At 71.9% G+C, this 11,144-nt stretch carries 10 protein-coding genes and 1 pseudogene; 7 read left to right on the plus strand and 4 right to left on the minus strand.

Going from position 1 to position 11,144, the window contains the following annotated elements:
* Nucleotides 1-18: 18 nt before the first annotated feature.
* Together BKD26_RS01250 and BKD26_RS01255 are read right to left on the minus strand one after the other, a co-directional pair.
* Nucleotides 19-216: a MerR family transcriptional regulator gene (locus BKD26_RS01250; RefSeq protein ID WP_084894785.1), complete on the minus strand. Its 198-nt coding sequence runs from the start codon at nt 214-216 to the stop codon at nt 19-21.
* Nucleotides 217-422: 206 nt separating this feature from the next.
* Nucleotides 423-1,337, minus strand: coding sequence for a sugar phosphate isomerase/epimerase (locus BKD26_RS01255; protein ID WP_084894787.1), 915 nt, complete (start codon nt 1,335-1,337; stop codon nt 423-425).
* A gap of 125 nt (nt 1,338-1,462) precedes the next feature.
* On the opposite strand from BKD26_RS01255, the gene BKD26_RS01260 reads away from it, so the two are divergent.
* From BKD26_RS01260 to BKD26_RS01285, 6 genes are all read left to right on the plus strand, one after another.
* Nucleotides 1,463-2,572 (plus strand): 5-dehydro-2-deoxygluconokinase, encoded by a 1,110-nt coding sequence (locus BKD26_RS01260; protein WP_084894788.1) that lies wholly within the window; start codon nt 1,463-1,465, stop codon nt 2,570-2,572.
* Nucleotides 2,569-3,453, plus strand: coding sequence for a deoxyribose-phosphate aldolase (locus BKD26_RS01265; protein ID WP_084894790.1), 885 nt, complete (start codon nt 2,569-2,571; stop codon nt 3,451-3,453). Before BKD26_RS01260 ends, BKD26_RS01265 begins: the two co-directional genes overlap by 4 nt.
* A 29-nt stretch (nt 3,454-3,482) precedes the next feature.
* Nucleotides 3,483-4,295, plus strand: coding sequence for a 5-deoxy-glucuronate isomerase (gene iolB / locus BKD26_RS01270; RefSeq protein ID WP_084894792.1), 813 nt, complete (start codon nt 3,483-3,485; stop codon nt 4,293-4,295).
* Complete coding sequence (iolD, locus tag BKD26_RS01275; RefSeq protein ID WP_084894794.1) at nt 4,292-6,166, plus strand: 3D-(3,5/4)-trihydroxycyclohexane-1,2-dione acylhydrolase (decyclizing); 1,875 nt, start codon at nt 4,292-4,294, stop codon at nt 6,164-6,166. The genes iolB and iolD overlap by 4 nt, the downstream gene beginning before the upstream one ends.
* A gap of 25 nt (nt 6,167-6,191) precedes the next feature.
* Nucleotides 6,192-7,694 (plus strand): CoA-acylating methylmalonate-semialdehyde dehydrogenase, encoded by a 1,503-nt coding sequence (locus BKD26_RS01280; RefSeq protein ID WP_084894796.1) that lies wholly within the window; start codon nt 6,192-6,194, stop codon nt 7,692-7,694.
* Nucleotides 7,695-7,757: 63 nt separating this feature from the next.
* On the plus strand, nt 7,758-8,357 hold the full coding sequence (locus BKD26_RS01285; protein ID WP_084894798.1) for a DUF4291 domain-containing protein: 600 nt from the start codon (nt 7,758-7,760) through the stop codon (nt 8,355-8,357).
* Nucleotides 8,358-8,363: 6 nt separating this feature from the next.
* Here BKD26_RS01285 and BKD26_RS01290 read toward each other — a convergent pair whose 3' ends face one another.
* Nucleotides 8,364-9,551, minus strand: a complete 1,188-nt coding sequence (locus BKD26_RS01290) for a S8 family peptidase (RefSeq protein ID WP_084894800.1) — start codon at nt 9,549-9,551, stop codon at nt 8,364-8,366.
* A 107-nt stretch (nt 9,552-9,658) separates the two neighbouring features.
* Nucleotides 9,659-10,135: pseudogene (locus BKD26_RS01295) on the minus strand (GNAT family N-acetyltransferase); the annotation flags it as partial.
* Between the two features lie 88 nt (nt 10,136-10,223).
* Here BKD26_RS01295 and BKD26_RS38865 point away from each other — a divergent pair.
* Nucleotides 10,224-11,144 (plus strand): alpha/beta fold hydrolase (locus BKD26_RS38865; RefSeq protein ID WP_241518471.1); only part of this gene is annotated, 921 nt, incomplete at its 3' end.

Here is an 11,144-nt window from a genome sequence, read left to right on the forward strand (position 1 = left end):
CGGGACACAGCCGGAACGTCAGTTCGCGCGACCGCGGTTGCCGGGGCGGTTGGCCACCCAGACGCGGATCGTGTCCGGGTACCAGTAGGGCTTGCCGCCCTCCACATGGTCGGGCTGCGGGAGCAGGCCGTGCTTGCGGTACGACCGCACCGTGTCCGGCTGTACCCGGATGTGCGCGGCAATCTCCTTGTAGGACCAGAGCCTTCTGTCCGTCATCTTTGGCACCTCCCTGCGCGCGCCGCGGCGGCGGTCCGGGAGGACCGTCGGGGGAGCCGCGGCGTTGACGCTGGCGATCACTGAGCCTGTGCCCGTTGAACGACACAGAGTGACGAGGGGAGAGGGCCTGTTGAACGGCTGTGACGGAAGGTCCGCGTGATGGAGACATGTGTGACACAGCAGGGTCACTGTGACAAAGGCGGCGCTCACGCCCCGCAGGAGCGGAGGAAGCGGCGGGTGCGTTCGGCGATGGGGTAGGGCTTGTCCGGGGGGCAGGGGTACATGTCCTGCTCGACGATGGCGAAGAGGTCGACGTCCAGGGCCTGGGCGGCGGCCAGGACGGGTTCGAGGGCGGGGACGCCGGTGGGGGGCTCGCACATGACGCCGCGCGCCACGGCCGGCCCGAATGGGGTGCCCTCGGCGACGACTTCGGCGAGGATCTCGGGGTCGACCTGCTTGAGGTGGAGGTAGCCGATCCGCTCGCCGTACGTCTCGATCAGCTTGACGCTGTCGCCGCCGCAGTAGGCGTAGTGCCCGGTGTCCAGGCAGAGGGCGACGAGTTCGGGGTCGGTGGCGTCGAGGAAACGGCTGACGTTGTCCTCGCTGTCGATGTGGGTGTCGGCGTGCGGGTGGACGACGATGCGCAGGCCGAAGCGGTCCTGGACCTCCAGGCCGAGGCGTTCGGTCAGGCGGGTGAGGTTCCGCCACTGATCGGCCGTCAGGTTCCGGTCCTCCAGGACCTGGCCGGTCTTGTCGTCGCGCCAGAAGGACGGGATGACGACGAGGTGGTCGGCGCCCATGGCGCGGGCGAGGGTGGCGTTGTCCGCGACGTGTGCCCAGGTCTTCTCCCAGACGGCCTCGCCGTGGTGCAGCCCGGTGAAGACCGTGCCCGCCGAGACCTTCAGCCCACGGCGGGCGGTCTCCTCGGTGAGCCGGGCGGGGTCGGTGGGGAGGTAGCCGTACGGGCCGAGTTCGATCCACTCGTAGCCGGCCCTGGCGACCTCGTCGAGGAAGCGCTGCCAGGGGACTTGCTGCGGATCGTCGGGGAACCACACGCCCCACGAGTCGGGTGCGGAACCGATCCGGATACGGGACAGCGGCGGCGGTGACAGCGGCGTCATGGGAGCCAGCTTGGTGGCGGCCGGAGCAGGGCGTCAAGAGTTGGTCCGAATGTAAGGACAAAATGTTGACAGGCCTTCCGGGGGCGGCTAGACCTGACCACGGTGCCGACGCGAAGGGGACACGGATGGCGACCGATTCGTACGACCTCATCACCATGGGGCGCATCGGGGTGGACCTCTACCCCCTCCAGACCGGCGTCCCGCTCGCCCAGGTCGAGACGTTCGGCAAGTTCCTCGGCGGCTCGGCCTCCAATGTGGCGGTCGCCGCCGCCCGGCTGGGCCGCCGCACCGCGCTGATCACCCGTACGGGGGCGGACCCGTTCGGCGAGTATCTGCACCAGGAGCTGCGGGCGTTCGGTGTGGACGACCGGTGGGTGACGCCGGTCGAGGCGTACCCGACCCCGCTCACCTTCTGCGAAATCTTCCCGCCCGACCACTTCCCGCTCTACTTCTACCGGCAGCCCAAGGCGCCGGACCTGGAGATCCACGAGCACGAGCTGGACCTCGCGGCCATCGCCGCCGCCCGGGTGTTCTGGATGACCGGCACCGGTCTGTCGGCCGAGCCCAGCCGCACGGCCACGCTCGCGGCCCTGGCCGCCCGGTCCGGTGACCCGTCCGCCGACGCGCCCGGGCCGTCCGGTCGCCCCGGTGACCCGTCCGCCGCGTACGCCGCCGGGCCGGACGGACGGGTCACGGTCTTCGACCTCGACTGGCGGCCGATGTTCTGGCCCGACGAGGGCGAGGCCCGGCCCCACTACCGCGAGGCCCTCCGGCACGTCACCGTCGCCGTCGGCAACCTCGACGAGTCCGAGATCGCCACCGGTGAGCGCGAGCCGCACCGCGCCGCCCGCGCCCTCCTCGACGCGGGCGTCCGGCTCGCCGTCGTCAAGCAGGGCCCCAAGGGCGTGCTCGCCATGACCGCCGACGGCGACACCGCCGACGTACCGCCCGTCCCCGTCGAGGTCGTCAACGGTCTCGGCGCGGGCGACGCGTTCGGCGGGGCCCTGTGCCATGGGCTGCTCGCCGGCTGGGACCTGGAGCGGACGGTTCGGTACGCCAACGCCGCCGGTGCCATCGTCGCCTCCCGGCTCGCCTGCTCCTCCGCGATGCCGTTCGCCGACGAGGTGTCGGCCACGCTGGAGGGCGCGTCTCCGGAGGGCGCGTCTCCGGAAGGCGCGTCCCATGAGACCCCCGGCTACGCAGGCGCCGCCCGCCCGGAAGGCGGCACGCCGTGACCGTCGACCTCGCCCACCTCGTCGCGGTCCGCACCCGGCACCCCGAAGCCGTCGCCGAGGCCGCCGCCCGACGGCGGCGGCGGGCGCTGCTCGGCGACTCCGGGCGCCTGATGATCGTCGCCGCCGACCACCCCGCCCGGGGCGCCCTGGCCGTCGGCGACCGGCCGTTCGCCATGGCCAACCGCCTCGACCTGCTGGAGCGGCTCTGCCTCGCCCTCTCCCGCCCCGGCGTGGACGGGGTCCTCGCCACCGCCGACATCCTGGACGACCTGCTACTCCTCGGCGCCCTGGAGGACAAGGTCGTCATGGGTTCCATGAACCGCGGCGGCCTCGCCGGCGCCGCGTTCGAGCTCGACGACCGCTTCACCGGCCACCGCCCCGAGGACCTCGCCCGCCTCGGTTTCGACGCGGGCAAGCTCCTGCTGCGCATCGACCACACCGACCCCGGCTCCCTCACCACCCTCACCGCCGCCGCCCGCACCATCGACGCCATGGCCGAGCGGCGGCTGCCCGTCTTCGTCGAACCGTTCCTCTCCCGCCGTGACCCCGCGGACGGCCGCGTCCGCAACGACCTGAGCCCCGAGGCGGTGACCACGTCGCTCGCCATCGCCTCCGGGCTCGCCGGGACCTCCGCGTACACCTGGCTCAAGGTGCCCGTCACCGACGACCACGACGACATGGCACGGGTCATGGAGGCCACGACCCTTCCCGCGGTTCTCCTCGGCGGCGACGTGGGACCCGACCAGGACACGGCGTACGAGAAGTGGCGGGGGGCCCTGCGCCTGCCGACCGTCCAGGGGCTGGTGGTGGGCCGTTCCCTGCTCTACCCGGCGGACGGCGACGTCGCCGCCGCCGTCGACACGGCCGTCGGCCTGCTCTGAGGACCGGTCCACGAGGGTACGGAGAGATCATGACCGAGCAGCAGCTGTACGTACCGAGGGGCGAGGCGGCCCAGGGCCCCTACGCCCTCCACATCGACCCGAAACGGGCCGGCTGGGGCTACTCGGCCCTCCGCGTCCTCGACCTCCGCCCCGGCGAGTCCCACCTCCTCGCCACCGGCGACAGCGAGTGGGTCGTGCTTCCCCTCACCGGCGGTTGTACGGTGCAGGTGGACGGCGAGTGCATCGAACTGCTCGGCCGGGAAAGCGTGTTCAGCGGCGTCACCGACTTCGCGTACGTACCGCGTGACGCCCACGCCCAGATCGCCTCCGGCGCGGGAGGCCGCTTCGCCCTGGCAGGAGCGAAGTGCGAGCGACGACTCCCCGCTCGCTACGGCCCCGCGCCGGAGGTACCGGTCGAAGCGCGCGGCAGCGGGGTCTGCGCCCGCGAGGTACGCAACTTCGCCGCCGCCGACACCTTCGCCTGCGACCGGCTCATCGCCGTCGAGGTCATCACCCCCGGCGGGAACTGGTCCTCCTACCCGCCCCACAAACACGACGAGCACCTCCCCGGCGAGGAAGCGGAGCTGGAGGAGATCTACTACTTCGAGATCGAGGGCGACGGGGTCGGCTACCAGCGCGTGTCGCCGTCCCGCCCCGGCGGCGCCGACGTGCTCGCCGAGGTCCGCGGCGGCGACGCCGTCCTCGTACCGGACGGCTGGCACGGGCCGTCCATCGCCGAGCCCGGCCACACCATGTACTACCTCAACGTCATGGCCGGGCCGGGCGAGGAACGGCAATGGAAGATCCGCTTCCACCCCGATCACGTGGAGGGATACCGATGAGCACCCGACGACTCACCACCGCCCAGGCGCTCGTCGCCTTCCTGGCCCGCCAGTACACCGAACGCGACGGACAGCGCCACCGCCTCATCAACGCCACCTGGGGCATCTTCGGCCACGGCAATGTGGCGGGCATCGGCCAAGCCCTCGTCGAGTACGGGGACGAGATGCCCTACCTCCAGGGCCGCAACGAGCAGGCCATGGTCCACGCCGCCGTCGGCTACGCCCGCCAGTCGAACCGGCTGTCCGCCCACGCCGTCACCACCTCCATCGGCCCCGGCGCCACCAACCTCGTCACCGGCGCCGCCCTCGCCACCATCAACCACCTCCCGGTGCTGCTCCTGCCCGGCGACACCTTCGCCACCCGGCCCGCCGACCCGGTGCTCCAGCAGCTCGAAGTCCCCTACGCCGGTGACGTGTCCGTCAACGACACCCTCCGCCCCGTGTCGAGGTACTTCGACCGGATCAGCCGGCCCGAGGCCCTGATCCCGGCGGCGATGCACGCCATGCGCGTCCTCGCCGACCCCGCCGCCACCGGCGCGGTCACGCTCGCGCTGCCGCAGGACGTACAGGCGGAAGGTTTCGACTGGCCGGAGGAGTTCTTCGCCGAGCGCGTCTGGCGGGTGCGGCGCCCGCAGCCCGACGCGGCTGAACTGGAAGCCGCCGTACGGGCCGTCAAGGCCGCGAACCGGCCCCTGATCGTCGCGGGCGGCGGCGTGCACCACAGCCGCGCCGAAGCCGCCCTCCAGGCGTTCGCCGCCGCGACCGGCATCCCCGTCGCGTCCACCCAGGCCGGCAAGGGCTCCCTGAGCCATGGTCACCCGGCCGACGTGGGCGCCATCGGCCACACCGGCACCTCCACAGCCAACCGGCTCGCCGGCACCGCCGACCTGGTCATCGGCGTCGGCACCCGGTACTCCGACTTCACGACCGCTTCCTCGACGCTCTTCGCCCGTCCCGGCGTCCGCTTCGTCAACCTCAACATCACCGGCTTCGACGCCCACAAGATGGCCGCCCTGCCCCTGGTCGCCGACGCCCGCGAGGGCCTGGAGCACCTGGCCGCAGCGCTCGGCGGATACGCCGTCCCGGCGCAGTACCAGATCGAGTACCACGAGGAGCGGACCCGCTGGGAGGCCCGGGTCAGCTCCGCGTACACCGTCGCGAGCGACGACGCGCGCCCCACCCAGCCGCAGGTACTCGGCGTACTCGACACTCTGGTCAGCGGCGACGACATCCTGATCAACGCCGCAGGCTCGCTCCCCGGCGACCTGCACAAGCTCTGGCGGACCCGCTCCCGGGACCAGTACCACGTCGAATACGGGTACTCCTGCATGGGCTACGAGATCCCCGCCGCCATCGGTGTGGCCCTCGCCGCCCCCGGCCGCCCCGTCTGGGCCCTCGTCGGCGACGGTACGTATCTGATGAATCCCACCGAAATCGTCACCGCGGTGCAGGAGAACGTCCCCATCAAGGTCGTCATCCTCCAGAACCACGGGTACGCCTCGATCGGCGGCCTCTCCGAGTCCGTGGGCGCCGAGCGGTACGGCACCGCCTACCGCTACCGGGCCCCCGACACCACGTACACCGGCGATCCGCTCCCGGTCGATCTCGCCGCCAACGCCGCCTCCCTCGGCATGCGCGTCCTGCGCGCCCACACCGTCCGTGACCTGCGAGAAGCCCTCGCCGAAGCCCGCGCGGCGACCGTCCCCACATGTGTCTACGTCGAGACCGAAACGGCAGACACAGTGTCGGGCGCGCCTGCCGCCGATGCATGGTGGGATGTGCCCGTGGCCGAGACCGCGACCCGTGCGCCGGCGATCAAGGCCCGGGAGGAGTACGACCGGCACGTCGCAGCCCGACGCCGCCACCTGTAGAGGTCTGAAGAGGAGTACGTACGTCATGACGAAGACCGTCCACCACTGGATCGGTGGCAAGACCGTCGAAGGCACGTCGGGCAACTGGGGCCCGGTCACCGACCCGGCGACCGGCGCCGTCACCACGCGGGTCGCCCTCGCCTCCGCCGAGGAGGTCGGCACCGCCGTCGCCGCCGCCAAGGCCGCGTACGCGACGTGGGGCACGTCCTCGCTGGCCCAGCGCACCACCGTCCTGTTCAAGTACCGCGCCCTGCTCGACGCCCACCGCGACGAGATCGCCGCCCTGATCACCGCCGAGCACGGCAAGGTCCACTCCGACGCGCTCGGCGAGGTCGCGCGCGGCCTGGAGATCGTCGAGCTGGCGTGCGGCATCACCGTCCAGCTCAAGGGTGAGCTGTCCACCCAGGTCTCCAACCGGGTCGACGTCGCCGCCATCCGCCAGCCGCTCGGCGTGGTCGCCGGCATCACGCCGTTCAACTTCCCGGCGATGGTGCCGATGTGGATGTTCCCGCTGGCCATCGCCTGCGGCAACACCTTCGTGCTCAAGCCCAGCGAGAAGGACCCGTCCGCCGCCAACCTGCTCGCCGAGCTGGCCTCCCAGGCCGGCCTGCCCGACGGCGTCCTCAACGTCGTCCACGGCGACAAGGTGGCCGTCGACGCGCTGCTGGAGCACCCGGACGTCGCCGCCGTCTCCTTCGTCGGCTCGACGCCGATCGCCAAGTACATCCATGCCACCGCCTCGGCGAACGGCAAGCGCGTCCAGGCCCTCGGCGGCGCCAAGAACCACATGCTGGTCCTGCCTGACGCCGACCTCGACGCGGCCGCCGACGCGGCGGTCTCGGCGGCGTACGGTTCGGCGGGCGAGCGCTGCATGGCGATCTCGGCGGTCGTCGCGGTCGGCGCCATCGGCGACGAACTCGTCCAGAAGATCCGCGAGCGTGCCGAGAAGATCAAGATCGGCCCCGGCAACGACCCGGCCTCCGAAATGGGCCCGCTGATCACCGCCGCCCACCGCGACAAGGTCGCCTCGTACGTCACGGGCGCCGCCGCCCAGGGCGCGGAGGTCGTCCTCGACGGCACCGGCTACACCGTCGACGGGTTCGAGGACGGCCACTGGATCGGCCTGTCCCTGCTCGACAAGGTGTCCACCGACTCCGACGCGTACCGCGACGAGATCTTCGGCCCGGTGCTGTGCGTGCTGCGCGCCGACACCTACGAGGAGGGCGTCCGCCTCATCAACGACTCGCCGTTCGGCAACGGCACCGCCATCTTCACCCGGGACGGCGGCGCCGCCCGCCGCTTCCAGCTGGAGATCCAGGCGGGCATGGTCGGCGTGAACGTCCCGATCCCGGTGCCGGTCGGCTACCACTCCTTCGGTGGCTGGAAGGACTCCCTCTTCGGCGACCACCACATCTACGGCAACGACGGCGTGCACTTCTACACGCGCGGCAAGGTCGTCACCACCCGCTGGCCCGACCCGTCCGACGCCCCGGCGGGCGTGGACCTGGGCTTCCCCCGCAACCACTGATCCCCTCCCGAACCGGAGAAAACGGCTGGCCCCGACCGGGGTCGGCCGTTGATCCTTTACGGGATGAACGAGAACGAACCGAAAAACCGCATCCGCGCCCTCCACACCGACGACACGGTGACCGTCTACCAGGCGTACGCGCCCGGCATCGGCGGCCCCGCCGCCCGCGACGGCCGGTTCCCGGTGTCCTGGAAGCGGGAGCGGATGACGTGGATCAAGCCGAGCTTCCTGTGGATGATGTACCGCTGCGGCTGGGCGATGAAGGCGGACCAGGAGACGGTGCTGGCCGTCGAGATCACCCGCGACGGCTTCGAGTGGGCGCTGCGCCACGCTTGCCTGTCGCACTACGTGCGGGGCTTCCACCCGGACCAGACCACCTGGAAGCGGCAGCTGCGCCAGTCCCCGGCCCGCGTCCAGTGGGACCCCGAGCGGGACCTGCACCTCGCGCCGCTGCCGTACCGCTCGCTCCAGCTCGGCCTCGCGGGTGAGGCGTCCGCGCGGTACGCCGACGAGTGGACGGTCTCCATACGGGACGTGACGCCGCTCGCGCACGAGCTGCACGCCCTGGTGCGTGCGGGGGACCTGGAGGGGGCACGACGGCTGATGCCCGAGGAGCGCCCGTACCCGGCGGGTGCGGAGCTCCTCGGGCACCTCGTGCCGTAAAGGGTCCTAGAACAGCGAGTACAGCAGCTTGTTCGGGGAGCCCGTCAGCGCGTTCTGCACCTTGCCGCTCGTCGCGTTGTTCACCAGCGCGTCCCGCACCTGCGCCGGGGACGCGGTCGGGTGCTTCGACAGGTACAGGGCCGCCACGCCCGCCGTGTGGGGTGCCGCCATCGACGTACCGGAGATGGTGTTGATCGCCGTGTCGCTGGTGCGCCACGCCGAGGTGACCTTCACGCCCGGCGCGAAGAGGTCCACGCAGGTGCCGTAGTTGGAGAACGAGGCGCGCCGGTCCGCGTTGTCCGTCGCACCGACCGTGATCGCCTCCGGGACGCGCGCCGGGGAGGTGTTGCAGGCGTTCTCCGGCAGGCCCAGGATGTTGCCGTTGCCGGCCGCGATGGCGTACGAGATGCCCGACGCGATCGACCGCTTGACGGCGTTGTCCAGGGACGTGTTGGCGCCGCCGCCCAGGCTCATGTTGGCGACCGCCGGCTTCACGGCGTTCGCCGTCACCCAGTCCACGCCCGCGATGACCCCGGCGATGGTGCCCGAGCCGTTGCAGTCCAGGACGCGGACCGCGATCAGCTTGGCGGCCTTCGCCACGCCGTACGTCTTGCCACCGACCGTACCGGCGACATGCGTGCCGTGGCCCTGGCAGTCCTGCCCGTTCTGCCCGCCGCCGACGGTGTCCGTCCCGACCACCGCGCGCCCGCCGAACTCGCTGTGCGAGGTGCGGATGCCGGTGTCGATGATGTACGCGTTCACGTTCGAGGCGGGGGTGTTGTACGTGTACGTCGTCGACAGCGGCAGGTTGCGCTGGTCGATCCGGTCCAATCCCCAGGTGGCGTTCGGCTGGGTGGCGTTGAGGCGGACGGTCTGGTTCTGCTCGACGTACGCGACCCTCGGGTCGGCGGCGAGGGCGGTGGCCTTCGCCTTCGACATGGTGGTGGAGAACCCGTCGAGCGCGCTCTCGTACTGGTGCTGCGGCGTGACGCCGAGGTCGGCGGCGCGTGTCGAGCCGTCCTTGAGGACGACGATCCAGCTGTTCGACACGGCGGTTTCCGTGGGGGCGAGACGGAGGTCGCCGACCTGCGCGCCGTGCGCGGTGGGGGTGGCGGCGAACTGCAGACCGGCCGCGAGCGCGATGACGGGTATCAGCGCGCCGATGCGGCGCCGGGGCACGGGACGCCGCGCCATGGGACGCCGGGGCCTGCGGGATGGGGCTCTCATCTCGGGGGCACCTGACCTTTCTTCTTCCGGACGGCCCCACAGCGTCTCGGCTGGTCATGTACCGCACAAGAGTGCTAGTCGGCCTTCTTCGCTTCGTCGCCGAACCCCCACGTGAGCATGGCGAATTCTCCATCGTCGGTGGCACCGGCCGAGCGATACGTCGCCAATGCCGGATCGTTGTCCGTGTCCACCCCGACCGACATGTCGTAGCAGCCGCGCTTCCGGGCGACGGCCGCCAGCGCCTCGGTCAGCGCCCGGCCGATGCCGCGCCGCCGATACCGCTCGTCGACGGACAATTCGTACAGGCACATCTCCGTGCCCTTGTCCGGGTGCAGCATCTCGATACCCGACACCATCCCGGCCGGTACGCCGTCGTCCGTGTACGCGATGAGCATGAGGTGCCCGGGCGCGGCGAGGAAACGCTCGGCCCACTCGGGGCGGGCTGGGCCGTCGTACAGGTGCTGCGCTGCGACGATTTCGGCGACGGTCGTCGCACGGCGGATCTCCATGGCAGGCCTCCAGGCCCCTTCGTGTACCGCGTCTGGTGTACGGCGACGGTAGTGCGTACACCTCCAGGAGGCTCGTGAGTTCCACCTGACGGCAGCCGAGCCGGAGCAGTGTGCCGCTTAGGGTCTAGGCATGCAGATCCGAATTCCCCGGCGCGCGGCGGCCGCCACGGCCGCCGCCGTCGTGCTGCTCGCGGGTGCCGGCACGTGGACGGCCGTCGCCTCGGACGACGCGCCCGCCCTGCGCCGTGAGGACAGAGTCCTGGAGATGCCGGGAGCGAGGATCGACACCTCGTTCTTCACCTCCGGGTCCGCCGACGGCCGTCGGCCGGCGGTGCTTCTCGGGCACGGCTTCGGCGGCAGCAAGGACGACGTGCGCGCGCAGGCCGAGAAGCTGGCGCGTGACGGGTACGCCGTGCTGACCTGGTCCGCGCGCGGCTTCGGCGCCTCGACGGGACGCATCGGCCTCAACGACCCGGACTTCGAGGTCAAGGACGTGTCGCGGCTCATCGACTGGCTCGCGAAACGCCCCGAGGTGCGGTTGGACGGTGACGGCGACCCAAGGGTGGGCGTGTCGGGCTCGTCGTACGGCGGCGCGATCTCGCTGCTGGCGGCCGGGCACGACAAACGGGTGGACGCGATCGCCCCGCAGATCACCTACTGGAACCTGGCGGACGCGCTCTTCCCGGACGGCGTCTTCAAGAAACTGTGGGCCGGCATCTTCTTCACGACGGGCACGGCGGCGTCCTCGGACGGTTCGCCTCCGGGCCGGGCACCCCGCGAAGGGGAGGCCCCCGGCGAGGGCGACCAGCCGCCGGGCCGGGCACCCGGCCAGGGCGGGGCCCAGAGCGCGGCCCTCGGCCAGGGCTCGGGTCAGGGCGAGGCCCCCGTCCAGGGCGGGGCCCAGGGCGCGGCCGCCCAGGGGGCTCCGGCGGAGGAGGCCGCCCGGCAGGGCGACACCCGCGCCGGGACGTCGAGCCGCGCCGCCGACCCGTCGGGCGCGCCCACGGCGCCGCGCGCCCCGGCAACGGGCACGGGAGGTACAACGGCCCCG

It is taken from the genome of Streptomyces sp. CB03238 (genome assembly GCF_002099185.1).
Taxonomy (GTDB): Bacteria; Actinomycetota; Actinomycetes; order Streptomycetales; family Streptomycetaceae; genus Streptomyces.

Excerpts from the sequence above, each read along its gene's own strand:
- BKD26_RS01255 (WP_084894787.1), bottom strand. The coding sequence starts at position 1,337 with ATGACGCCGCTGTCACCGCCGCCGCTGTCCCGTATCCGGATCGGTTCC.
- iolB (WP_084894792.1), top strand. The coding sequence starts at position 3,483 with ATGACCGAGCAGCAGCTGTACGTACCGAGGGGCGAGGCGGCCCAGGGC.
- BKD26_RS01290 (WP_084894800.1), bottom strand. The coding sequence starts at position 9,551 with ATGGCGCGGCGTCCCGTGCCCCGGCGCCGCATCGGCGCGCTGATACCC.
- BKD26_RS01250 (WP_084894785.1), bottom strand. The coding sequence starts at position 216 with ATGACGGACAGAAGGCTCTGGTCCTACAAGGAGATTGCCGCGCACATC.
- BKD26_RS01280 (WP_084894796.1), top strand. The coding sequence starts at position 6,192 with ATGACGAAGACCGTCCACCACTGGATCGGTGGCAAGACCGTCGAAGGC.
- BKD26_RS01260 (WP_084894788.1), top strand. The coding sequence starts at position 1,463 with ATGGCGACCGATTCGTACGACCTCATCACCATGGGGCGCATCGGGGTG.
- BKD26_RS01285 (WP_084894798.1), top strand. The coding sequence starts at position 7,758 with ATGAACGAGAACGAACCGAAAAACCGCATCCGCGCCCTCCACACCGAC.
- iolD (WP_084894794.1), top strand. The coding sequence starts at position 4,292 with ATGAGCACCCGACGACTCACCACCGCCCAGGCGCTCGTCGCCTTCCTG.